Genomic DNA, 22,885 nt, shown 5'->3' on the forward strand with positions numbered 1-22,885 from the left:
TCCATCTCAATCCGCCGATGCGAAGGTGTAACGTGCGAAACCCAGCGCCGTCGTCTCGTTCCAATCGGCGGATTTCTGGTAGCCGGCAGTGCCACCCACCACCAGTTCCGGCGACAAATGATACTCGAAAGTACCGTTGAGGCCGCCGATCACCCCCGATTTGCTCTGGCTCGGATAGACGCTCTGAATATCCGGATTCGAGGCGGCGAGGGTCACGACCTGAGACTGCAGATTCGGATTGTTCGGAAAGACATTCTCGGCATCGGCGTTGAAGTTCTGCACGCCGACCGAACCGCCGAGCGAATAGTCGAGATTGCCGCGCGTCGCCGTCCAGGTCACCGGGATGAGGGCGGCGACATAGGTCTGCGGGCTGAAATAGCCGCCATAGCCGAGCGTGAAGTGGTCCTGATTCTTCTGGTATCCGAAATAGACCAGGTTGAGGCCAACGCGTACCTCATCCCCCGGAACCTTGTAGACTGGGTAGCTGCCGCCAGCGCCGAGTTCGGTCTCAGTATTGCTCAGCACATTGTCGCCGTTCAGCCAGTTGTAACCGCCGCCGGCATAGAAATTCGCAACGCCAGGGTTAAATTCGAGCTGGCCGTGAACCCGCGTGCGGGTCACGCCGCCCCAGGTATCGCCGGTCCCCGGGTCCTCGGTGCCGCCGTAGGAGAGCAGGCTGTCCGTTACCGCGCGCCGTTCGGCGGTCAGGCGCAGGATGACCTGGCTCGAAAGCTGCGGCGCCACCTCGATGCCGCCGATCACGTTTGTCACCCGAAAACCAAGCGGCGTGGTGCCGACATCGGCCGCCAGCCAGTCGGCCTTATAGGCCACGCCGAAGCCGACGCCCGTCGCCGTCTGTGTTCCCGGTGCGGGACCGCCGAGCACTGAGCTGCCGAATTGCTGGCTTGCCGCCAGATTGGTGCCGACCGAGCCGGCGCTCAGATAGGTCGGCGTCGCGGTCAGCGTGAGCCGCCCGACGCCGCCAGGTGAGAAGCTCGCCTCCAGCGGCACCGAGAAGGTCTCCAACTGATCGAGACCCTCACTGCCCGAGCGCTGCTGATATTCCGGCGAGGCGGCGATCTGCGGCGCGACATCCATCTTGATCGCGGTGATGCGGGTGTCGATGCTGGCGAGCATCGGGTCGGTGGAACTCGGCGCCGCGGTCGCGAAACTTGTCGTCGTGCCGCTGGACACCAGTCCGGTGCCCGAAAGCATATTGCCACCGCCGCCGCCGATCGAGCCGCTATCCGGGGAATTGCGAAACGGGTTGTTGGAGACCGCGCCGAGCGGCGCCGAAACCGGGCCGTTCGATGCGACGAGGAAGGGTGACGCCATCGCGCTCTGGCTGAAGCCAAGCTGCTGCTGCCGCAATGCCCGTGCCTGCCGAAGGTCGTGCAGCGCATCCTGGTTGAGCCCGCGCGCCTGGGCGATATCGGCCGCCAGGATCCAGTTCTGCGGATCATTGGGCGAGGCGGTAATGCTGTCCTCGACCAGGCGAGAGGCGCGGACATAGTCCTGCGCCTGGATCGCGGCGGCGACCGCGCCGCGCCGCGCATCGACATTGGTCGGATCGCGTGCCAGGATCTGCTCGTTGATCGCCAGCGCCTTCTTGGGATCGTCGGAGGTCTGATACAGCCGCGCCAGTGCCGCGTTCAGCGCCGGGTCGTCGGGGCTGTTCATCAGCGCGGGGGAAAGCTGGTCGTAGGCGTCGGCGGTGCGGCCGGCATTGTTGAGCGCGTCCGAGCTGCGGATCGCGATGCCGCGCTGCAAGCCTGTCAGGCTTTCGCTTTGCTGCGGTGTGAGCGAAGCCGTTTGCAACGGCGACACCATGAGGCTCGCGCCAGCCGTATCCCCCGCGGCGAGCAGGCCCTGCGCCCAGGACAGCCGCGCCTCGTTCGATGCCGTCGGATTGGCAGCCGCCGCTGTCTGAATGGCGGCCCGCGCATCGGCGGGATCGGACAGTTTGATGAAAGCCTGCGCCACCGCGAGGCCCCGGCCGCCTGTCGGGTCGCGCTGGGCGGCAAGGGAGAAGAGCTGCTGCCGCGCGGCGCCTGGATCGGTCGAGGCGATGGAAAGCGCTGTCGCGATCTGTCCCTGCACCTGCGCCTGGGCAACTATCGCCTGCATCTGCGGCGTCCGCCGCCGGACCGGCAACTGGCTGATGAGCGACGTGGCCTCGGCGCTGTTGTTTGTCTCGCTCGCGAAGATGATGCCCGCCTGCAACGCCTCGTTGCCCGGACGCGGCACGTCCGTCACCGTCGCCATCGTCTGTTGCGCCTCGGTGGGCTGGCCGTTCTTGACCAGAGCCCGCGCGAGGTCGAGCCGCAGCCAGGGGCTCGACGGGTCGGAGGCGACGGCCGAACGGTAGAGCGCGATCTGGCCAGCGGTATCGGTCATCGTCGCGGCCTGCTGGCTGAGGAGCTGGGCGCGCGCCTGGTCCGAGAGCCGCCCATTGCCCGACTGCTCGACCTCGGTCAGCAGTTGCTGGGCCTCGGACTGGTTGCCTTCTCGCGCCAGGACGCCGGCGAGCGCCATCTTGATCCCGGAATTGCCGGGCTGGCGGGCGAGGAGCGCGCGATAGGCGCGTTCCGCCGCCGGCAGATCGCCGCGCGCATTGGCATTGGCTGCGGCGGCGTATTGGCCGCCCAGCGCGGCACCGGCTTGGGCCTGTTTGGCACCCTCCAGCGCCTGTTGCCACTGCGGCGCCTGGGCGGGGTCCATGGCAATCGCTCGGTTGAACAGCGTCGCCGCCTCCGCCGAGCGCCCGCGCCGCAGCATGACGAGACCGATGCCGCCGGTGGCAGAGGCATCCTGCGGATTGGCGGCCAGCGCCTTCTGGAAATACTGCTCGGCGTCATCGAGCTGATTTGCACGCAGCGCGGTGAAGCCATCCGCCTCAGCCTGGGCGCCCGGCGTCAGCTTCGGCGGTGCCTCGGCGGCGGCGAGCAAGGTGGCGATGCCGGGGTCATTGGGATAGCGCGTCTGATAGGCTTGGATCGCCGGAATGGAGTTTTTATCCGCCGGCAGCCAGGCCACCGCCTGCCGCCAGCTCGTCTGCGCCTGCACGCCAATCTGCGGATCGCGCGCGAGGATCGACAGGCGGGAGATGCCCTGCATGCGGGTATCCTCCCGGTAGGTCAGCGTCTGCGCATAGGCGAGCTGGGCGCGCAGGTTGTTCGGATCGCGCGTCGCGGCGGCGGCGAGGCCCGAGAGCGCTGGGTTGTAGCCGTTCTGCGCGCCCGCGAGGGTCTGGTAATATTCGACCGACAGCGAGTCCGGCGGTGACGCGCCATTGAAGATCTGATGATAGGCGCTGACCGCCTGGCTGGTCTGGCCCTCTTTCGCCAGGCTTCGCGCGGCGGCCAGGGCTTGCGGATTGATGGCGCCGACCTTCACCGCCTGTTCGGCGGCATAGATCGAGGGATCGTTCGGGTGAGCTTGTCGCAGCGTGTTCAAGGTCTGCTGCGCGGCGGCCTCGTCGCCCGCATTGGCCTGCACCTGCACGAGAATGCCCAGCGCTTGAACATTGTTCGGTGACAGCAGCAGCGCGCGCCGTGCCGCTTCCTCGGCCCGCGGCGGATTGTTCTGGTCGCGCCAATACGAGGCCTGACGCAGCAGTATGCTCAGCGCCGTATTGCCGGGCGCCGTCGCGGGCGCCGTGGTTGGTGGCGCGGTGGTCGCGGCCGGCTGGGGTTGCTGCTGCGCGATGGCCGCGCCCGGCGCGAAGGCCGAAAGCGCGGCGAGGCAGGCGGTGCGCGACCTTTTGCCCATCTCAGTGGTCCCCTTTGGAGCCGAGCCGTCCACGGGCCCGGCTGCTGAGCGCGGAGTGAAGCGCGATCGTCAGGATGACGCAGCCGATGATCATCACCACCACGATGGTGCCGGGCGAACCGCGCAGCCACCAGCTCGGCAATAGCCAGAATGGCAGCCAGCCGACCGTGTAGGTATGCGCGATCCGATAGGACGAGATTTGCTTCGCCGAGACGATGCTGAAATCGCCTTGAATGAGAGGGTTCAAGGTGGGGTCACGGAAAGACGAAATGACGTTGTCCAGCCCCTGCGGCGTACCGGCGAGCAAAGCGACGACCGACTTGCCGTGTGTCCAGGGTGATTCGCCGCCGGTGAGGAAGGCGGTGTCCTGCGTTGTGCCGGCGGTCAGTGCCGCCGCCGCCTTGCGCCGGTCGGTTGCCTGGCGGCTGCTGAACACGCGGAAGATCGTGCCGAGATCCTGGCCGATCTTCACGCCGAGTTGCCCGTTATCGATCGTCACAGGAACATTACGCAGGATATCGGTCAGGCTGCCGAGATGCGCGACCGTGCCGATCACCAGAACATCGCGGGTTTGCAGCGACGCTTCCTCCTCGGGACGCGCGACCGCGACTTGTAGCACCGGATATCCCGTGAGGTATCCGAACCGCCCCATCAGGCGCAGGAAAGCACTGGTCTCGCCGCTGTCGGGCGAATCCGGCAGCACCACACTCGTCTGCGAAAGATCCGCCATGCGGGAGAACGGGAAGCCCGCGCTCACGAAATAAGCGAGGTTCGGCATCTCGGCGAAATGATAGCCGCGCGCGAGGCTGATCGTGGAATTGGGATCGATCCCCATCTGCGGATCCTGCGGCGTCGCGCCGCAAGCCCCGCGATCCAGCGGCCGCGTGTCGAAGAAGAACTGCAGCGCATTGTCGCCGAACACATCGTAGGGCGGGATATAGGCCCTGTGATATGGACCGACCGCGCCGAACACCGGAATCCAATCGCGCCACCAGGCATAGGAGACGGCGCCCGCCAGCGGCGTGGTGTTGAGGTAGATACCGTTGATGCCGATATCCAAGCGCGAGACTTGCAAATTCTCGATCGGGCCGGGCGGCGCGCGGAACGCGACATTGAGCGGGAAGCCGCGCTGGCGCCACGTGTACAAATCCGGCGAGGTGCGGAAAGCCACCGAGATCATATTGTCGTAGCCGACGCCGTTGAGGTTGCGCGCGTCGGTTAGTTCGCCGAGCCGCACCGCGCGGTCCTGCGGAATCCAGGCTGGCGCGTCATAGGCCACGCGCGCCGGCACCACCGGCGGATCGACGGTCGCCGCGGTGCCGCCGAGCGTGCGATGGCCGAGCGAGAGTACCGTCGCCGCCTGCGCCGCTTCGGCGCCGCTGCGTCCCGAGATCACCAGGATCGAGCCATCCGGATCCGAGGGATTCGGCACCACAGCGATGCCGGGTCCCTGGATCGGCGGCAGACCGGGGATCGCCCCGCCATTGCCATTGCTCACGATCATCACGGCATCGCCATGCGGCGGAGTGGTCGAAACCGGGAAGCTCGCGCCACGGAAATCGGCGAGTTCGCCAAACCAGGAGGCGGTAATGGCGGCGGCCCTCAGCGTGTCGTCATCGGCATTCGCCGGCAGCACGAAGGGCAGCAGCAGCGCGCGATTGTCGTGCTTGTCGAAGAAGGGCAAGGGCAATTGGCTGAGGTCGCGCTGCGGTGGCAAATGCTGCAGGGTCATCGACAGGCTCGAGCTGTTATAGACGGTGCCCCAGATGAGGCCGCTCAGCATGTCGTTGCAGTTACGCGTATAGGCGCCGGTAAGACGGAAATTTATGTGGTTCGCGGATTGGAAAAACACCGGATTGACCGGCAGCGTTACCGAGAAATTCGGCTGCGACGGATTGACCGGGATCGTGCCGACATATTGGTCGTTCAGCGTCACGGTGATGTTGCTGAGATCCGGCAGTAGTGACGGCGACATCGCGCCCGACAGGGTGAGCGTCGCGTTCGTCACCACCTCGTCGCCGCGAATGCCGAATTCCACGCCCTGTAGCGGGCTCGTGCCGCGCAGCGCGATCTGGCTGGTGGCGCCGAGTTGCTTGAGGGTGAAGGCATCCTGCTCCACGACGCCCGACGCAACCGATCCCGAGGCATCGGTGCTGCCCGCTCCGGCCGCCGCCGCCTGGTTAGGCGCCACGCCAGGAGGGGTTCCCGTGCCGGGCGGCTCCGAAGGAATGCCGATCGTCGGTAATGGCACGCTGCCAGGGCCGCTCTGGTCGGTGGGGGCCAGGGACTGCGGCATCGGCCGGACGATTGTGGTCTGCCCGGACGCGCTCTGCGCCTTCGCGGCGATCGGCAGCAGCACCAGCAGCATCGCCACCACGGCGGCGGTGGCGATCTGCCGCAATGGCAAATCGTCCTCGGTCTCGACGAATTCTCCCTCCTCGGGCGGCGGCTGGTTGGCGGAAAGGCCGACGTTCTTGCGCGCCAATGCCGCGCGCACCGCCTCCGCCGCCGCCTCGCGCTCCGCCGGGGTCGCCATCTGGACATCGGGCGGCCGGAACAGTCCACCGATGCTTACAAGCACGCGCCACAGGCTGACCAGGGGCTGATCCTTCGGATAATCGGACCAGTCGAGCCAGGCGTCCGCGCGGCCGAAGACGCATTGGATGATGGCGGATTCGTCGGCGAGAGTTTTGGGCTCGAAATTCATCAGCATGTCGCGGGCCTGCCAGCGCAGGATGCGCGATGGGATGAGGGCGGCACCGCTGGGCAGCGGCACTTCGATAAGCATGTCCGAGCCTTCGGGAACATCCTCGGGCCGTTCGATCACGGCGCGCGCGCCGCTCTGCGAAATGTTCTGCATCTCGCCGGTCAGCACACGGCCATCCGCGAGATGGACGATGATCGGAAGTTTCACGCGCACGCGGGCATGGGCGCGAAGCTGCTGCTTCTCGCGCCCGACCGCGAGCGCCGCGAGGATGATGAGCAGGCTGATCCCCGCCCAGATCGTGTTGAGCAGCAGCGCCTGGAAAACCAGCGTCGTCGTGGTCTGGAACGACATGCTGTAAACGCCACGCGCCATGCCGAGGATCAGGAACAGTCCGAGGATGATGTTCGGATAGACCGCGCGCAGGTCGAAATAGCCGCGCGCCAGCACGCCGCCCTTTTCCGTCACGTTGAACTTGCCGCGCCGCGGGCTGATCAGCGTGACCAGCGTCACACGCACCAGGAACATCGCCAGCACGGTCTCGTAAATCTCGCTCCAGAAGGAGTGGCGCCAGTTGTGCTGAATGCGCGAACTGGTGGCGACCGAGTGGAAGATATGCGGCAGGGCATAAGCAACGATGGCGAAGGGCGAGGCGGCGATCATGTTCTGGAACAGCAGCAGATAGGCCAGCGGCGACAGCAGGAACACGACGCGCGGGATGCCGAAGAAGAAATGCACCATCGCGTTGAGGTAGCAGAGCCGCTGGCCGATATTCAGGCCCGGCCCAAGCAGCGGATTGTCCAGCCGAAAGATCTGCAGCATTCCGCGCGCCCAGCGAATACGCTGGCCGAGATGCAGGATCAGGCGCTCGGTCGCCAGCCCGGCCGCGAGAGGCAGCGCGAGGAAAGCCGAGCTCCAGCCACGGCGATGCAGCTTGAGCATCGTATGGGCATCTTCGGTCACCGTCTCGGTCGCGAAGCCGCCGATGCTGTTGAGCGCCTCGCGCCGGATTACCGCGCAGGAGCCGCAGAAGAAGGTCGCGTCCCAGTAGTCGTTGCCGTCCTGCAGCAGGCCGTAGAACATATTGCCTTCCGGCGGCACGCGGGTGCCGGCCGCGAGATTCCGCTGGAACGGGTCGGGCGAATAGAAGTGATGCGGCGTCTGCACCATCGCGAGCTTCTTCTCGCGCACCAGCCAGCCGACGGTGAGCTGCAGGAAGGCGCGCACAGGAATATGGTCGCAATCGAAGATCGCGATGAACTCGCCTTTGGTCACCGACATCGCATGGTTGAGATTGCCGGCCTTGGCGTGGAAGTTGTTGGTGCGCGTGATGTAGCCAATGCCGCATTCGGCCGCGAACTTCTTGAACTCCGCACGCTTGCCGTCATCGAGCAAATAAACCCGCAGCTTATCCGCCGGCCAATCCAGCATGCGGCAGCCCAGGATGGTGGCGCGCACCACCGCCATCGATTCATTGTAGGTCGGGATATAGACGTCGATGGTCGGCCATTCCGCTTGATCAGCCGGCAGCGGGACCGGCTTGCGGTTCAGCGGCATCGCGGTCTGGAAATAGCCGATCACCAGCACGACGACAGCATAGAACTCGGCGATGACCAGCAGCGAGCCGAGCAGCATTTGCGGAATGGTCTGGAAGGTCAGCGTCTCGGTGGCGCGCCAATAGATGTAGCGCAGCGACATGGCGAGCGAGAGGATCGACAGGAACAGCGTCACCCGCTTGTCGGTGAAGCGATTGGCGATCAGGAAGATGATCGCCGTCGATACACCCACCGTCGCCTGCTGGCCGATGCTGAGCGGCACCGTCGCCATCGCGAACAACAAGACCACGCCGACAAAGAGCGCGGCATAGCCCCCGACCTTGCCTGTCAGGTCGCTCGGCATGGGCAATCCGATCCGAAGAGCGTCATCATGTTGTATCCGCTGAACTGGTCGCTGCAGCCTCGATGCGAGTGGTAATCGCCGCGATGTCTTGCGCCGCCTTGCTGGCTGGGGCGTAGCCGTTGACGCCCGACTGGCGCGCCAGTGCTTCCGGCACATGCTCATCGCGATAGACGCTGCCGAGCAGGCGGTCGCCGAGATGGCGGCTGGCCGCCTCGGCCGCGGCGCGGGAAAGGCGGCTTCGCATGTCGATCTGATTTATTACGAATCCGAACCGTTCAGGCGACAGCCGGACGCCCTCGGCATCGGCATACATCCCGTCACCCTCGATCTTCGGAATTTGGACGATCGAGGCCGCGTCCGCGAGCAGCACCACGACGATCATATCGGCAAGGCTGGTGATCGCCGTCAGCGCCGGGCCGGGACCGGGCGGCGTATCGACGATCACGATCGTCTCGGGATCCTGGAGGATGTCGCGGAAAGGTGCCGCGAGCAGCTCCGGCTTTTGCGACAAGGCGCCGCCGATCTCGATGGCTTGCGCAAAGCTCGCATGGCCATGCGGCAGCAACCCCACGCCCGAAGCGGTCGTTTGCAATGCGCCCTGCCAGACCCGGCGAGCGTCGTTGCTCTCCGTCAGCGTGGTGATGAAGCCGGCGCGCTCATAGGGATCGGCGCCGAAATGCATGCCAAGGGCGTTCTGCGGATCGACATCGGCCACGATCACGCGATGGCCGCGGCGGGCCAATTCATGCGCCGTATTGGCCGCGAGGGTGGTTTTGCCAACGCCGCCCTTCGGCGAGGCGAATACGATCAGCGGCAAAACGCGGGTCTCATCCGGCGTGGGCGTGCCGTCATCGCCGTGGCTCGTCGGGCCGGCGAGGGCCGGGCACGCGCTGCAAGGCCGCGAAGACATCCGAGAGGCTGGGCGACGCGGCGCGCGGCTGCTCCGCGACCGGAGGAGGCGCCGGCGGCGGCGGAAAACAGCCGCCATAGGCCGGTGGCTGAGGATAGGGATAAGGCGCCACCGCTTGCGGCCAGCCGCCGGGGCCGGGTGGCGGGTAGTGGCTCGGCGGATAGACGAAGCCCGGGGGCGGCATGCCGTAGGGCGTCATGGCGGGCGCTGCTTGCGGATAATTTGGCCACGCGGGCTGTGCCGGTTGCGGAGGCTGCGGGGGTGCTGCGACTGGCGCGGCCACAGGCATCGGCGCGGGCGCCGCGACGATCGGTGCCGGGGGTTCGGGCGCCGGAGGCTCAGGTGCCGGCGGCCAGGCGAAGCTTTGACGCGCCGGCAAAGCGGCCAAGATCTCTGCTGGTGCCGGCGGCTGTGCGACAACAGGCTCCGCCACAGGGGGGGCGGCGATGCTTGGCGCCGCCTTGGGCTCGGCGACGAGTTTTTTTGGCGCGACGGGGGCCGGCGCTTGTGGCTTCGGGCCATTGGCGGGCGCGACGTAGAGATCTCCCGCTTCGGGGAGCGCGAAAGCGATGAGCGGGAAAACCTCCGACATCGCGCCGCCCGCGCCTGGCTCGCCACCCTGAGGCGCGGTCGAAGCGGGCGCCGGGGCTAGCAACGCCGCGATGTCCCTCGCCGCGCGGGATCCCTCGGCGGGTGCGGCACTTCGGCTCTCGGCGGCGGCTCTCTTGAAGCTCTTGGGGGCGCTCGGCCGGTAGGGGATCGGCGTGGTGCCGAAGGCGGCCATGACGCGATCGACGTCGGTTTGCGAGCCCGTCATTGCGAGGTCTCCGTTCCGGCCGACTGGCTTTCCCGCCATGCCAGCTGTGAAAGAAGGATCAGCGAGGCCGAGTAGTAGTCGGGTGCGTCGGCGACGCTCGGCAGGTTCGGTGCGTAGCCGGGGGATAGCAGCGTGATGTCCCGCACCGCGACCAGCCCGCTCGGCGCCGGATAGGGCGACACCTGATCCGTCACCAGATTCGCCCAGGCTGGTTGATAGGCCGCGGCCGTGGTCCAGAAAGCGCCGAAACCACCCGAGACCGCGGCGGATAGGCTGCGATTCCACACCAGGTTCAGCGGCACACGGATCGCATCGAAGGAACTGAGGGGCGCCCAGCGGGGGGAAATCCCAACCACGCCGGTGCTGCTGATCGTCAACCAGTCAGGCGGCAGCTGCCAGCGTCCGAAGCGGGCCTCGGCGATCAGGGACAGCCCGTCGGCGCCGAGCAGCATCCAAAGCGGCGACGGATCGATCCGCGCCATCTCGGTGAAGGCCACGAAATTGTAATAGGAGAGGTTGACCGTAACGGCCGCCCTGCTGGCGAAGCCCAGCCGTGCGGGCAAAAGCACCAGCCGCCGGGCGGCATTCACGATCAGGTAGCGCCGGATATCCTGCGCGATCGCCACGGCGGCCGTGGTGTCCTCCGGCCGGCCCCAGCGCGTTGCCGCACGGGAAAGCGCCAAGGCGATGCCGAGATCGCCATCCGTCGCGTTATTGGTGTCGGGCACATGGTTGGCGGCATTCGGCACGTAGCGCCAGGAATGCAGTGCATCCGCGCGGTGCTGCAGGACGCGGCTGGTCCAGTTCTTCAGGGAGTCGAAGGTCGCCTGGTCGTCGTTAAAAACGGCGAAGAGCATGCCGTAGGATTGGCCCTCGGAATGGGAGACCCCGTTATTCCCGGTATCGACGACCCGGCCATCGGATGTGACGAAGCGCTGCTTGAAAACCGCCCAGTCGGCGGAGCTCTGCGCCTCCGCGGATCGCCCGTCGAGCATCCCCAAGAGGCCTGCCGATAATACTGCGTTGGTTAGCGACCGGCGCTTCACCAGGCGAAGTATAAAAGGAGCTTCAACGGGTGGTTGAACTCGACCAAACTGGACCGAATGCATAAACCTCTTCACGATTCGGCCGGAGCCGGTCCAAAATATAATCCATTAGGAACAGGAACTACTACGAACTCACTAACCGTATCATTCGATGAGATGAGTTATGGCGGAAGGTTAACCTCTACGCAACAGGTTCCGCATCAATGCCTTGGGAGACTTGCTCAACCAAGGCGTGCACATTGCGTATCCGAATTGTTAGTTAGAGCGGCCGGGCGACCGTGTCGCCCGGCCGGACCGTCAGGCGGCTTTGAGGGAGGCCATGTCGATCACGAAGCGATATTTCACATCGCTCTTGAGCATCCGGGCATAGGCCTGCTCGATCTGGTCCATGCGGATCATCTCGATATCGGCGGTGATGCCCTTCTCGGCGCAGAAATCGAGCATCTCCTGGGTCTCGGGCAGGCCACCGATCAGCGAGCCCGCGAAATTGCGGCGCTTGAAGATCAGGCTGAAGGCCGCGACCTGCAGCGGGTTTTCGGGCGCGCCGACCTGGGTCAGGGTGCCGTCCCGCTTGAGGAGGCCCAGATAGGTGTCGATCGAGTGATCGGCGGCCACGCAGTCCAGGATAAAGTCGAAGCTGGTGCTATGCGCCGCCATCTCCGCCTCGTTCTTCGAGACCACGACCTCATCCGCGCCGAGCCGCTTGGCGTCCTCGGTCTTGCCGGGGCTGGTGGTGAACAGCACCACATGGGCGCCCATCGCATGGGCGAGCTTGACGCCCATATGGCCGAGACCGCCGAGGCCGACGATGCCGACCTTCATGCCCGGACCCACCTTCCAGTGGCGCAGCGGCGAGTAGGTGGTGATGCCGGCACAGAGCAAAGGCGCGGCGCCGGCGGCATCCATGCCCGCGGGGATGCGCAGGATGAAATGCTCGGGCGCCACGATCTGGTTCGAGTATCCGCCGAAGGTCGGGCCGCCGATGACCGGGTCCTGGCCGTTATAGGTGGGGTTCAGCAGGCCCTTGTCGCAGTAATTCTCGAGCCCGTCGTTGCACGACGCGCAGTCGCCGCAGGAGCCGACCAGACAGCCGATGCCGACATGATCGCCGACGCTGAACTTGGTGACCTCGGCGCCGACCTTGGTGACATGGCCGACGATTTCATGACCGGGGATGCAGGGGTAGGTGGTGTTCTTCCACTCGTTGCGGACCTGATGCAGGTCCGAGTGGCAGACGCCGCAATAGTCGATCTTGACCTGGACATCCTTTGGCCCGACGTCGCGGCGGTTGAAGTTGATGGGCGCGACGGGGTTCGTCGCGGCCGAGGTGCCGTAGCCGATGCATTCAAGCATGGTGATATCCTCATTAGAAGAAATGCGGGCGAAGACGTTGGAGGGGAAAGACCTGGTGAGGCGTTACCGAAGGCCGCCGTCCGCGCATGGGCTTCGCTGGGTGCAGTGTGGACCGCATCGGCGCGGCTGAAAAGGGACTCGCTTAATCGCTAATTAAGTTGCGGTATCGTATCGTATGGAAAATCCAATGAGTCGGTGGCGATGAGTCCGGTCAATGGAGACCCTAGGAGATTCGAAATCTGGATCCGAGGCGACGACCCACACGACCCAGCCGGGCCGTCGTGGTTCGGGCAGACGCCCGTCTACATCTACAACCTAAGCAACCCGCCACCCGGGACCATCCATGCGGTTCCTCCTCCCGGCCAGATCATCCACCAGAACATTGGCGCTGCGGCGCGGTGGTTCACAAATCTGCAAAAACTGGCCGTCTCAGCGCAGGCATCAGAAAATGGGGTGCTTCCCCATCAGTTCTTGCCAGAATTGCCGAACGGAAACGTGCAAAGCTGAGCAGGAACGAGAGTTTTAGAGGACCTCAATGGCGTCTGCCGAAGGTGCCTTCCTACAAAAGTGGCGTTCAGGATGTGACGCCTAGGCAAGACTCAACAATTCGTGCGCCCGACCGCGATGCAATCCTGGCGCTGCGTGTAGCGGGTGAGGGCGGGGAAGGCGAGCCAGATGCCGAGGATCACGAGCATGATCCCCACCAATACCGCCAGCGCCGCCTTGTTGCCGTTATCCATCACCCGCGCCCCGTCAGAAGGAGAGAGACGTCGCCTGCACCACAAGCGGCAAGGTGCGGACCATCGCCAGAACATCCTCCGGCACCGGCTCATCCACCGAAACCAGACAGATCGCGTCGCCCCCAGCCTCCGACCGGCCAAGATGGAAGGTCGCGATATTGATCCCGGCCCCTGCCAAAGTCGCACCGAAGCGGCCGATGAAGCCCGGCTTGTCCTGGTTCGTGACATACAGCATGTGGCGGCTGAAATTCGCCTCCACCGGAATGCCCTTGATATCGACGAGGCGGGGGCGCGAACCGGCAAACAATGTGCCGGCAACCGACCGCTCCTGAGTGCCGGTGCTCACCGTGATGCGCACCAGCGTCTGATATTCGCTCTGGCGGTCGTTCACCGTCTCCGCCACCTCGATGCCGCGCTCCCGCGCCAGCACCGGCGCATTGACCATATTGGCGCCGGTGATCATCGGCGCCATCAGCCCGGCAAGGGCCGCCGCCGTCAGCGGACGATGGTTCAGCCCGGCGACCGCGCCCTCATATTCCACCGACACGCGGTTGATGACGCCATCCTGCGCCCGCGTGAGCTGACCCGCGAAAGCCCCGAGCAGACGGCACAGATCCATGTAGGGCCGCACCCGCGGCGCGTCCTCGGCCGAGATGGCGGGCAGGTTGATCGCATTGGTCACAGCGCCCGTCAGCAGGTAATCGCTCATCTGCTCGGCGACCTGAAGCGCCACATTCTCCTGCGCCTCGGTGGTGGCGGCGCCCAGATGCGGCGTGCAGACAACATTGTCGAAAGCGAAAAGCGGGTTTTCCGTCGCCGGCTCGATTTCGAAAACATCCAGCGCGGCGCCGGCGACATGGCCCGACCTTAGCCCCTCGACCAAAGCCGCTTCATCGACTAGCCCGCCGCGCGCGCAATTGACGATGCGCACGCCGGGTTTCATCGCGGAGATGGCGGCTGCGTCTACAATATTGCGCGTGCCCTCAACCAGCGGCGTATGCAGCGTGATGAAATCGGCGCGGGCAAAAAGCGTCGGCAGATCCGCCTTCTCGATGCCAAGCTCCAGCGCGCGCTTATCCGTGAGGAACGGATCGTAAGCGAGCACCTTCATCTTTAGCCCCAGCGCGCGATCGGCGACGATCGAGCCGATATTGCCGCAGCCGATCAGCCCCAGCGTTTTGGCCGTCAGCTCGACGCCGAGGAAGCGGTTCTTCTCCCACTTGCCGGCCTTGGTGGAGGCGCTCGCCTCCGGCAATTGGCGGGCGAGGGCGAACATCATGGCGATGGCATGTTCGGCCGTGGTGATCGCATTGCCGAAGGGCGTGTTCATGACCACGACGCCATTCGCGGTCGCGGCCTTCACATCGACATTATCAACCCCGATCCCGGCGCGGCCCACCACTTTGAGGTCGGGCGCCGCTTCCAGCAGCTCCTTGGTCACTTTCGTCGCGGAGCGGATGGCGAGGCCGTCATAGCCGCCGATGATCTCGCGCAGCTCGGCGGGCGCGAGACCGACCTTCACATCGGCCTCGATGCCCCGGACGCGAAAGATCTCGATGGCGGCAGGCGAAAGCTTATCGGCGATGAGAACCTTGGGCATAGCGCTTACTCCGCGGCCGTATGGGGGACGTGTTCGGCGGCGAGCTGAGACGCGGCCCAGTCGAGCCATGGCAGCAACGCGACGATATCGCCGCGCTCGACGGTGGCGCCGCCCCAGATACGCAGCCCCGGCGGAGCGTCGCGATAGGAGGCGATGTCGTAGGCGACTCCCTCGGTATCGAGCAGTGCCGCCAGCCGCTTCGCGGCCTTGGCCTGCGCCTCGGGCGAGAGCGCCGTGGACCAGGGCGCTTTGATCGTGAGGCAGATCGCGGTGGAGGATCGGATGGAGGGATCCCCCGCCAGGAAAGCCGCCCAGTCGCTCCGCGCCACCCATTCGGCGACGGCTTCGAGATTGGACGCGCTGCGGGCGATCAGCGCAGGGAGTCCGCCAATGCTTTCCGCCCAGCGCAACCCGTCCAGCGCATCCTCGACGCAGAGCATAGAGGGCGTGTTGATCGTCTCGCCCTTGAAGATCCCCTCGATCAGCTTGCCGCCACTGGTGAGGCGAAAGATCTTCGGCAGAGGCCGCGGCGGCTTGTAGTTTTCGAGCCGGGCTACGGCACGCGGCGACAGCGCCAGCATGCCATGCGCCGCCTCGCCACCCAGCACCTTCTGCCACGACCAGGTCACGACATCGAGCTTGTTCCAGGGCAGGTCCATGGCGAAGGCGGCCGAGGTCGCGTCGCAGATCACCAAGCCCGCGCGATCGGCCGCGATCCAGTCGCCGTCGGGGAATTTCACGCCCGAGGTAGTGCCGTTCCAGGCGAGCACGACATCATGCGTCGGGTTGACCACGCTCAACTCCGGCAGCGCGCCATAGGGGGCGGTGATGATGCGCGCATCGGCGAGCTTGAGCTGCTTGACGATGTCGGTCGCCCAGCCCTCGGAAAAACTCTCATGCGCCAGCACATCGACCGGCCGCTCGCCGAGCATCGACCACATCGCCATCTCGACCGCGCCGGTGTCGGAGGCCGGCACCACCCCGAGCTTCCACTCCGCCGGCATGCCGAGCAGGGCGCGGGAGCGGCTGATGACCTCGACGATGCGCGCCTTGGGCTCGGCGGCCCGGTGGCTGCGGCCGAGCATGGCGCCAGACAATGCGTCGAGCGAGAAGCCGGGCCGCTTGGCGCAGGGACCGGACGAAAAATCGGGATTATTGGGGCGCGTTGCAGGACGCGGAATGCCGTGGGCGGATGCCATAGAAGCTCTCCCTTTCAGAAGAGAAGCGCCCCGGTGGGGGGGCGTGACCCGCCACCGGATGTAGCCAAAGCGACGCGAGGCAGCAAGCACCGGTTGTAGAGATCACCCATGTGATTTGGCTTGCGACGCCCTTAACGAACCATTCGTTATGTCAAGATGTTAACCAAAATTTACCCAATGGATCGTCACAACGGATCAAGTCTCAGGAATTGAATCATGCCCTTAGGATCGCCCTGGCCCGGTTCGGGCTCTCAGACAGGAGGCAGCAACTCCGGTGGCAGCCAATCGAGAATTGAAGTCGGCCCCCCCGATCTCGACGATACCGCCTCGTATATCGGGGTGGGGTTTCAAAGGCCGCCGACCACCACTCGGCGGGTGACTACGCCTCCGCGGGCTACGTGGCTCCGGGCCTGGCGGAGACCCTGTCTGCAGAAGATTTGCAATTATCCGCTGCTTCCCAAATCGGCCGCCGACGTCGCTGGTTGGGCGGCAGGCGGTCTCACCTCGGCTCTGACGGATCCGGCCGGCTACCTGAGCGGCACGCAGGGTCTTCTGGGTCCCAGTCCGAATAACGGCACGGCCCCAGCGGCGCCCGCCGCGGGCGTGAATCCCGCCTTCCTGCCGCTGCTTATTTTGCCGCCCCTCGTACTCGGAGCCTACGCCGCACACTGTGCCTGGAGTTATGCATATGGCTCTTCCACCACGGCAGGCAATCCCGGCGCCCGACCTCAAGTCGCCGCGGAAGCCGTGCCGCTTCAACTGCCCACCGTCTGACGAACCGAACCTTCTCTCGCGGTTCACAAGCTCAGAAGAAAGGCGTCGCGCGACGTGAGTCTTAACCAAAATTTCGGTAGCTGATCAGCAAAAGAGGTGGTGTCTCAGGAGTTGCATCATGCCAGTTGGACGCCCTTGGCCCGCTCACTCCTCTCCGAGGGGAGAGGACGGCAGGAACGACCATTGGGTGGTGAGAGGTGGGCCACCCGGTCCCTTCGATTACGACACGCACCTCCCGGCGGAAATGCTCGGCGGGCGCTGGCCCCCGGAGGCCTGGCGACCAGCAACGACGACGCGCCTGCCGGTGACGGCATCGACGACGGCCAGGGGGCCCGGCAAATATTGCCGGTGGAAAGTCTGCAGTTGGCCTCAAGTTCTGCCCAAATCGACGGTCGACGTCGCCGCCTGGATCGGAAGCAACTTCCTCCCAATGGTGACGGCCGGTTATCTCGCCGGGACAAATGGGACGCTGGGACTTTCAGCCTCAACCACACCTGGTCCATATAACGTCACAGCCGCGGTGCCGTCCGGGACGGACCCGAGCGCAGCCTTCCTGACCCCGATGGTATTATCGGCCGCCGTTGTCGCCTCCGCCTCCGCCTCCGCTTACGGGGTCTACCGCCTGGGCTGCTATTGCCTCTCAGGCCAGCCCACTGCCGCCAGTCAATCGAGCGCAACCGACATCGCGGAAGCAGTGCTATTGCGTGAGGTTTGAGGAATACGGACGCTACCTTCGCGGTTTGTGGCTGTGATCGAATAAGGCCGCAGTGCTCCCGTGCGCGCTCGCTCGCGACTTACGCGGAAGGCCCGATGGTTCGGTCCGATATAGCCACAGACTTCTGAATTTGGTTTCGAAGTAGCGGCGGAGCTGCGCTCTTAGGTCTATTTGAGAAATTAAACGATACGACATCGGTACGTCACTGGCGCGGATGGTCCGCAGCCGGGCGTTAAACCGATCGGTCGAAAACCATGAAAGTCAATCTCGGTAGGTCTCGAGAAAGCCACTCAACAGTCCCGGCAGAATCGTTCACGGCGCGAGGCAAATCTAAATCGGCGTCCGAGGCTGCTAGCGCTGGGCGCGCGTCGCCCCCCCCAAAGACGGTAACATCCTGAGGAGTCTCATGAACCGCGCTTAATACAGGCACTCAGGCGAACCTCGTCTCATCTATCACGGCGATATCCGAGGGGGTTCGTTGCTGCCGGGGCCTCTTCCCAGCCGATGGCTGAGAACACAGCGCCTTCCCGGGAACTAAAATCAGCATCCAGCAGCGATCCTGCCGGACCTGGAACACATCCCAGTAGCCTGCGGCCAGAGAGAAGCGCACCCTTCCGGCTCCTCAGCCGCGGTCCAGGGGATTCCGACCATGATCGTCAGCCTCTGCCTCCTCCTGCTGTGTCAGCTCGCTGGGGAGGCGATGGCGCGTGCCGCTAGGTTGCCGGTGCCGGGGCCTGTCATCGGCATGATGCTGCTCTTCGGGCTCTTGCTCCTGCGGGAGCGGCTGGTTTTCCTGCCACGTGAGATGCGGAACGGCTCGCTGGCCGCCGTCTGCCGCGGGCTGCTGCAGAACCTGTCGCTGCTCTTTGTGCCGGCCGGCGTCGGGGTGGTGGAACGGCTGGGGTTGTTTGAGCGCTACGGATTGGCGTTGGCGGTGGCGGTGATCGCCTCCACCGTCATCACCATGCTGGTGAGCCTCGCCGCCTTCCGCCTCGCCTCGCGGTTGCTGACGCGAGACGACGATACGGCGGAGATCATGCAGTGAGCGCGGTCGATCTCGGCCTCTGGGTCTATCTCTCGCGCACACCGCTCCTGTGGCTGACCCTGACCTTGCTCGCCTATGCCGGCGCCGACCGGCTTTCCGCTGCGATGCGGCGCAATCCGCTCGCCAATCCGGTGCTGATCGCGATAGCCGTCATCGCGGTGATCCTGCTGCTGACCCACACGCCATATCCGACCTATTTCGCGGGCGCCCAGTTCGTGCATTTCCTGCTCGGGCCCGCGACGGTGGCGCTGGCCTTTCCGCTTTACGAGAACCGCGCCATCGTGCGCGGCTCGCTGTTGCCGATGGGTCTGGCGCTGTTCGCCGGGAGCGTCACAGCCATCCTGTCGGCGGTGCTGATCGCCCGCGCCTTCGGGCTACCGAAGCTGGTGCTGGTCTCCATCGCACCGAAATCGGTGACAGCGGCGGTGGCTATGGGCGTCTCCAATTCGCTCGGCGGAGACGCGGTGCTGACGGCGGTGATGGTGATCATCACCGGAATCCTGGGCGCCATCATCGTGACGCCGCTGATGAACGCGCTCGGTATCAAGGATTGGAGAGCGCGGGGCTTCGCGGTGGGTGTCGCCTCCCACGGCATCGGCACTGCGCGAGCCTTCCAGGTTCACCCGATCGCGGGCACCTTCGCCGGCATCGCCATGGGGCTGAATGCGCTGCTGACCGCGATCCTGGCGCCGATCATTCTCCGAGCGCTGGGTCTGTGAGCGCCGCGATGCGCGCGGGATCCACGGTCACCTCATGGCCGAGCGGCCCATGCCCACCGCCCAGGCCGGGAGCCGCGTGCAAAGCCGCCGCCACATAGGCGCGCGCCTGCCGGATCGCCGCGTCCAGCCTGAGTCCTGCGGCTAGGCCGGTGGCGATGGCGCTAGCGAGCGTGCAGCCGGTGCCATGAGTGCTGGTGGTGTCGATGCGCGGGCCCTCATAAAGGGTCACGCCGCCGGGGGTCGCCAGCACATCCGTCAGCACTGCGCCTTCGAGATGGCCACCCTTCACCAGCACAGCCTCGCAGCCGAGCGCCAGCAAGGCCACGGCCGCCGCGCGCTGTCCCGCCGTATCGGTGATGGGCGAGCCCAACAGCAGCGCTGCTTCCGGGATATTGGGAGTGATGAGCGTGGCGTGGGGGATCAGGCTGTCGCGCAACGCGGCCACGGCCTCGCTCGCCTGCAGCCGGTCGCCGCTGGTCGCGACCATGACAGGATCGACCACGACCGGCAGGCCGGCCCCCCACGCCGCCAGGAAGTCGACGACGACTGAGATCGCCGCCGCATCCGGCAGCATCCCGGTCTTGATGGCATCGGCGCCGATATCGCCCATCACGCTGTCGAGCTGCGCGCGCAAAAAATCCGGCGGCACGCCCAATACGCCCGAGACGCCGCGCGTATTTTGCGCCGTGAGCGCTGTGATCGCCGTCATGGCGTAGCCGCCCAGCGCCATGACGGTCTTGAGGTCCGCCTGTATCCCCGCCCCGCCGCCGCTATCGGATCCGGCGATGACGAGAACGCGCGGGATCAGGCCGCCGTCTCCGGCGTGCGGGCGACCGTCGCGATGAGTTCGCAGAGTTCGCCGACGATGCGGGTGATCAGCGCCTGGTCGTGGCTTTCCGCCATGACGCGGATCAGCGGCTCCGTCCCGCTGGGGCGGATGAGCAGGCGGCCCGCCGGTTCCAACTCCGCTTCCGCCTCCAGGATAGCCGCCTTCACGCGCGGATCGTCCAGCGGCGTGGCGCCGCCGAAGCGCACATTGCGGAGCAGCTGCGGCGAGGGCGTGAACACCCGGCACACTTCCGAGGCCGGCCGTCCCTGCCGCACCAGCACAGCCAGCACCTGCAGCGCCGCCACCAGCCCGTCCCCGGTCGTTGAGAAATCCGACAGGATCACATGGCCAGACTGTTCGCCGCCCAGGTTGATGCCCAGAGCGCGCATGCGCTCGGCCACATAGCGATCGCCGACTTTGGTGCGATGCAGATCCAGCCCGAGGTCGCGCAGGAAATGCTGCAGCCCAAGGTTGGACATCACGGTCGCCACGATGCCATTGCCGGCAAGGCGGTCATCCTTGAACCAGGAGCGCGCGATCAGGGCGAGGATCTGGTCGCCGTCGATGATCTCGCCGTGTTCGTCGGCGAGGATCAGCCGGTCCGCATCGCCATCCAGCGCGATGCCGAGATCGGCGCCATGCTCCACCACCGCGGCGCAAAGCTGGTCGGGCACCGTGGAACCGCAGCCCTTGTTGATGTTGAAGCCGTCCGGCGCGACGCCCATCGGGATGACATGCGCGCCGAGTTCCCACAGCGCGGTCGGCGCCACGCGGTAGGCGGCGCCGTGGGCGCAATCGACCACGATCTTGAGCCCGTCGAGCCTCAGGCCGCGCGGAAAGGTCGCCTTGACGCCTTCGATGTACCGCCCGCCCGCATCGTTCAGCCGCCGAGCGCGGCCGAGGGCATCTGGAGAGGCCAGTCGGGAGCGCAGGTCGCTCTCCATCATGGCCTCGATCTCGGCTTCCCGCGCATCGGAGAGCTTCACCCCGTCCGGGCCAAACAGCTTGATGCCGTTGTCCTCGAACGGGTTGTGCGAGGCGGAGATCATCACGCCGAGATCGGCGCGCAGGCTGCGGGTGAGCATCGCGATTGCCGGCGTCGGCAGCGGCCCGGCGAGGATCACATCCATCCCGGCGGCGAGGAAGCCGGCGGTCAACGCCTGCTCGATCATATAGCCGGACAGCCGCGTATCCTTGCCGATCAGAACCTGATGGCGATGCGCGCCGCGGGTGAACATGAGCCCGGCTGCCTGGCCGAGGCAGAGCGCGGTTTCCGCGGTCATCGGATAGCTATTGGCCTGGCCACGAATCCCGTCCGTGCCGAAGAGTTTCCGGATTGGGGAGGAAGTATCGCTCATGGGTGCATGAACCTCTGGAGTCCTGCGCCGGTTTAGCTGGCTCCCGTCGTCTGTGGCAAACCCGGGAGCGGGCGGGGTGCCGTCTCCCCTTACGCTAGCGCTTGCCAGACCCGCACCGCCTGCACCGTCTCCGCCACGTCATGCACCCGAAGAACGCGAGCACCTTGCGTAAGAGCGAAAAGCGCGCCGGCGATGGACCCTCCGAGGCGACGGGCGGCGACTGGCTCGTTAGATAGGGTGCCGATAAAGCCTTTGCGCGAGACACCGACGACGAGGGGAAATCCGAGATCCGCCAGCGGGCTAAGACTGCGCAGCAAGGCAATATTCTGTTGTCCCGTCTTAGCGAAGCCAATGCCGGGATCCAGCGCGATCGCAGCACGCGAGATTCCGGCAATCTCGGCCGCGACGATACGGTGGGAAATCTCCGCCGCGACCTCGGCACCGACATCCTCATAATCCGCGAGGTACTGCATGGTCGCGGGCGTGCCGCGCATATGCATGAGCACGACCGGTGCGCCATGCTCGGCGACGACCCGCGCCGCGTCACCGTCATGAGCAAGCGCCGAGACATCATTGACGATCCGCGCCCCCGTCGCGAGCGCCGCCGCCATGGTGGTGGCGTTTCGCGTATCGACGGAGATGACGGCACCCACCTCGGCCAGCGCTTGGATCACTGGCAGGATGCGGGCCCGTTCTGCATCGGGCGCCACAGGCTCCGCACCCGGCCGCGTGCTCTCCCCGCCGATGTCGAGGATATCCGCGCCGGCATTCAGCATCGCACGTCCGGCGGCAACGGCGGTTTCGGCGGTCGCCCGGCGGCCACCATCGCTAAAGCTGTCGGGCGTGACGTTGAGAATGCCCATCACGCGCGGAGCACTGAGGTCGAACCCGGCCCAGCGTATCATTGCGATCGGAGAGACCAGGCAGAGGCGCCGACCATCGAGCGCGGTCCCATCATAGACCCTTCATCCTGCTGCTGTAGGTCGGCCGCGCAATCATGGAGAAGCACATGCAAAGAATCGATCAAACCAATCGCTGGGGTTCGCAAGCTGGGCAACGATTGTCGGATCCCTCGCCTCCACCATTCGAACTCGTGCCCAGCCTCGGAGCTGGCGCGACGTCGCCCTCCAGCGGGCGTCGGCCCTATCCTCCTCGCAGCGCGAAGGACAGCACCGTGACCCCGCCTGAACAGAAAGACGGCGTGATCGCGACGGCCGCTATCGTTGGGTCGGTGCTCACCGGGGTCGCCATCGTCGCGAGCCTGGCCGCAACTTTCTTCGCTGCGACTAGGGCAACTTTCTTCGCTGCGACTAGGGCTTTGAATCGGGAAGATGACGATACTGCGGCGGATCCAAACTCCGCCGGGCCGCCACGCCGTCCTCAGTTCCCTGTTGCGCCGCGCCCAG

General features: G+C 65.7%; 16 protein-coding genes. 4 read left to right on the top strand and 12 right to left on the bottom strand.

Annotated features, from left to right (window positions below; genetic code table 11):
• Nucleotides 1-6 precede the first annotated feature (6 nt).
• The 9 genes from GSQ92_RS15610 to GSQ92_RS15650 form a co-directional block, all read right to left on the bottom strand.
• On the bottom strand, nt 7-3,771 hold the full coding sequence (locus GSQ92_RS15610) for a cellulose biosynthesis protein BcsC (protein WP_158802662.1): 3,765 nt from the start codon (nt 3,769-3,771) through the stop codon (nt 7-9).
• A 1-nt stretch (nt 3,772) separates the two neighbouring features.
• On the bottom strand, nt 3,773-8,374 hold the full coding sequence (bcsA, locus tag GSQ92_RS15615; RefSeq protein WP_159013667.1) for a UDP-forming cellulose synthase catalytic subunit: 4,602 nt from the start codon (nt 8,372-8,374) through the stop codon (nt 3,773-3,775).
• Between the two features lie 25 nt (nt 8,375-8,399).
• Nucleotides 8,400-9,191, bottom strand: a complete 792-nt coding sequence (bcsQ, locus tag GSQ92_RS15620) for a cellulose biosynthesis protein BcsQ (protein WP_159013668.1) — start codon at nt 9,189-9,191, stop codon at nt 8,400-8,402.
• Nucleotides 9,192-9,222: 31 nt separating this feature from the next.
• Nucleotides 9,223-10,101 (bottom strand): hypothetical protein, encoded by an 879-nt coding sequence (locus tag GSQ92_RS15625; protein ID WP_158802659.1) that lies wholly within the window; start codon nt 10,099-10,101, stop codon nt 9,223-9,225.
• Nucleotides 10,098-11,096, bottom strand: a complete 999-nt coding sequence (locus GSQ92_RS15630) for a glycosyl hydrolase family 8 (RefSeq protein ID WP_158802658.1) — start codon at nt 11,094-11,096, stop codon at nt 10,098-10,100. Before GSQ92_RS15630 ends, GSQ92_RS15625 begins: the two co-directional genes overlap by 4 nt.
• Before the next feature lie 348 nt (nt 11,097-11,444).
• Nucleotides 11,445-12,500 carry an NAD(P)-dependent alcohol dehydrogenase gene (locus tag GSQ92_RS15635; RefSeq protein ID WP_158802657.1) on the bottom strand — a complete coding sequence of 352 codons (1,056 nt, stop codon included), beginning with the start codon at nt 12,498-12,500 and terminating at the stop codon, nt 11,445-11,447.
• 599 nt (nt 12,501-13,099) lie between these two features.
• Nucleotides 13,100-13,240 (bottom strand): hypothetical protein, encoded by a 141-nt coding sequence (locus GSQ92_RS15640; protein WP_158802656.1) that lies wholly within the window; start codon nt 13,238-13,240, stop codon nt 13,100-13,102.
• A 13-nt stretch (nt 13,241-13,253) separates the two neighbouring features.
• Entirely contained in the window at nt 13,254-14,840 is a 1,587-nt protein-coding gene (gene serA, locus GSQ92_RS15645) for a phosphoglycerate dehydrogenase (RefSeq protein WP_158802655.1), read from the bottom strand.
• Between the two features lie 5 nt (nt 14,841-14,845).
• The gene (locus GSQ92_RS15650; protein ID WP_158802654.1) at nt 14,846-16,039 is read right to left on the bottom strand and encodes a phosphoserine transaminase; all 1,194 of its coding nucleotides are present in this window, start codon (nt 16,037-16,039) and stop codon (nt 14,846-14,848) included.
• Nucleotides 16,040-16,255: 216 nt separating this feature from the next.
• Between GSQ92_RS15650 and GSQ92_RS15655 the strand changes: the two genes are divergently transcribed.
• From GSQ92_RS15655 to GSQ92_RS15670, 4 genes are all read left to right on the top strand, one after another.
• Entirely contained in the window at nt 16,256-16,813 is a 558-nt protein-coding gene (locus GSQ92_RS15655) for a hypothetical protein (protein WP_158802653.1), read from the top strand.
• Between the two features lie 118 nt (nt 16,814-16,931).
• On the top strand, nt 16,932-17,528 hold the full coding sequence (locus GSQ92_RS15660) for a hypothetical protein (protein ID WP_158802652.1): 597 nt from the start codon (nt 16,932-16,934) through the stop codon (nt 17,526-17,528).
• A 649-nt stretch (nt 17,529-18,177) separates the two neighbouring features.
• Entirely contained in the window at nt 18,178-18,573 is a 396-nt protein-coding gene (locus GSQ92_RS15665) for a CidA/LrgA family protein (protein WP_158802651.1), read from the top strand.
• The gene (locus tag GSQ92_RS15670; protein WP_158802650.1) at nt 18,570-19,292 is read left to right on the top strand and encodes an LrgB family protein; all 723 of its coding nucleotides are present in this window, start codon (nt 18,570-18,572) and stop codon (nt 19,290-19,292) included. The genes GSQ92_RS15665 and GSQ92_RS15670 overlap by 4 nt, the downstream gene beginning before the upstream one ends.
• On the opposite strand, the gene thiD is transcribed toward GSQ92_RS15670, so the two are convergent.
• The 3 genes from thiD to folP all read right to left on the bottom strand — a co-directional run bounded on the left by thiD (nt 19,267) and on the right by folP (nt 22,384).
• Entirely contained in the window at nt 19,267-20,100 is an 834-nt protein-coding gene (gene thiD / locus GSQ92_RS15675) for a bifunctional hydroxymethylpyrimidine kinase/phosphomethylpyrimidine kinase (RefSeq protein ID WP_158802774.1), read from the bottom strand. The genes GSQ92_RS15670 and thiD overlap by 26 nt on opposite strands.
• Entirely contained in the window at nt 20,097-21,479 is a 1,383-nt protein-coding gene (glmM, locus tag GSQ92_RS15680) for a phosphoglucosamine mutase (protein WP_158802649.1), read from the bottom strand. The genes thiD and glmM overlap by 4 nt, the downstream gene beginning before the upstream one ends.
• An 89-nt stretch (nt 21,480-21,568) precedes the next feature.
• Complete coding sequence (folP, locus tag GSQ92_RS15685) at nt 21,569-22,384, bottom strand: dihydropteroate synthase (protein WP_159013669.1); 816 nt, start codon at nt 22,382-22,384, stop codon at nt 21,569-21,571.
• Nucleotides 22,385-22,885: the final 501 nt, after the last annotated feature.

It is taken from the genome of Acidisoma sp. S159 (assembly GCF_009766125.1).
In the GTDB taxonomy this organism is placed as follows: domain Bacteria; phylum Pseudomonadota; class Alphaproteobacteria; order Acetobacterales; family Acetobacteraceae; genus Acidisoma.

Coding starts and splice junctions, on each gene's coding strand:
- GSQ92_RS15610 (WP_158802662.1), bottom strand. CDS start 3,771: ATGGGCAAAAGGTCGCGCACCGCCTGCCTCGCCGCGCTTTCGGCCTTC.
- bcsA (WP_159013667.1), bottom strand. CDS start 8,374: ATGCCGAGCGACCTGACAGGCAAGGTCGGGGGCTATGCCGCGCTCTTT.
- GSQ92_RS15625 (WP_158802659.1), bottom strand. CDS start 10,101: ATGACGGGCTCGCAAACCGACGTCGATCGCGTCATGGCCGCCTTCGGC.
- GSQ92_RS15630 (WP_158802658.1), bottom strand. CDS start 11,096: ATGCTCGACGGGCGATCCGCGGAGGCGCAGAGCTCCGCCGACTGGGCG.
- GSQ92_RS15635 (WP_158802657.1), bottom strand. CDS start 12,500: ATGCTTGAATGCATCGGCTACGGCACCTCGGCCGCGACGAACCCCGTC.
- GSQ92_RS15640 (WP_158802656.1), bottom strand. CDS start 13,240: ATGGATAACGGCAACAAGGCGGCGCTGGCGGTATTGGTGGGGATCATG.
- serA (WP_158802655.1), bottom strand. CDS start 14,840: ATGCCCAAGGTTCTCATCGCCGATAAGCTTTCGCCTGCCGCCATCGAG.
- GSQ92_RS15650 (WP_158802654.1), bottom strand. CDS start 16,039: ATGGCATCCGCCCACGGCATTCCGCGTCCTGCAACGCGCCCCAATAAT.
- GSQ92_RS15655 (WP_158802653.1), top strand. CDS start 16,256: ATGCCCTTAGGATCGCCCTGGCCCGGTTCGGGCTCTCAGACAGGAGGC.
- GSQ92_RS15660 (WP_158802652.1), top strand. CDS start 16,932: ATGCCAGTTGGACGCCCTTGGCCCGCTCACTCCTCTCCGAGGGGAGAG.
- GSQ92_RS15665 (WP_158802651.1), top strand. CDS start 18,178: ATGATCGTCAGCCTCTGCCTCCTCCTGCTGTGTCAGCTCGCTGGGGAG.
- glmM (WP_158802649.1), bottom strand. CDS start 21,479: ATGAGCGATACTTCCTCCCCAATCCGGAAACTCTTCGGCACGGACGGG.
- folP (WP_159013669.1), bottom strand. CDS start 22,384: ATGATACGCTGGGCCGGGTTCGACCTCAGTGCTCCGCGCGTGATGGGC.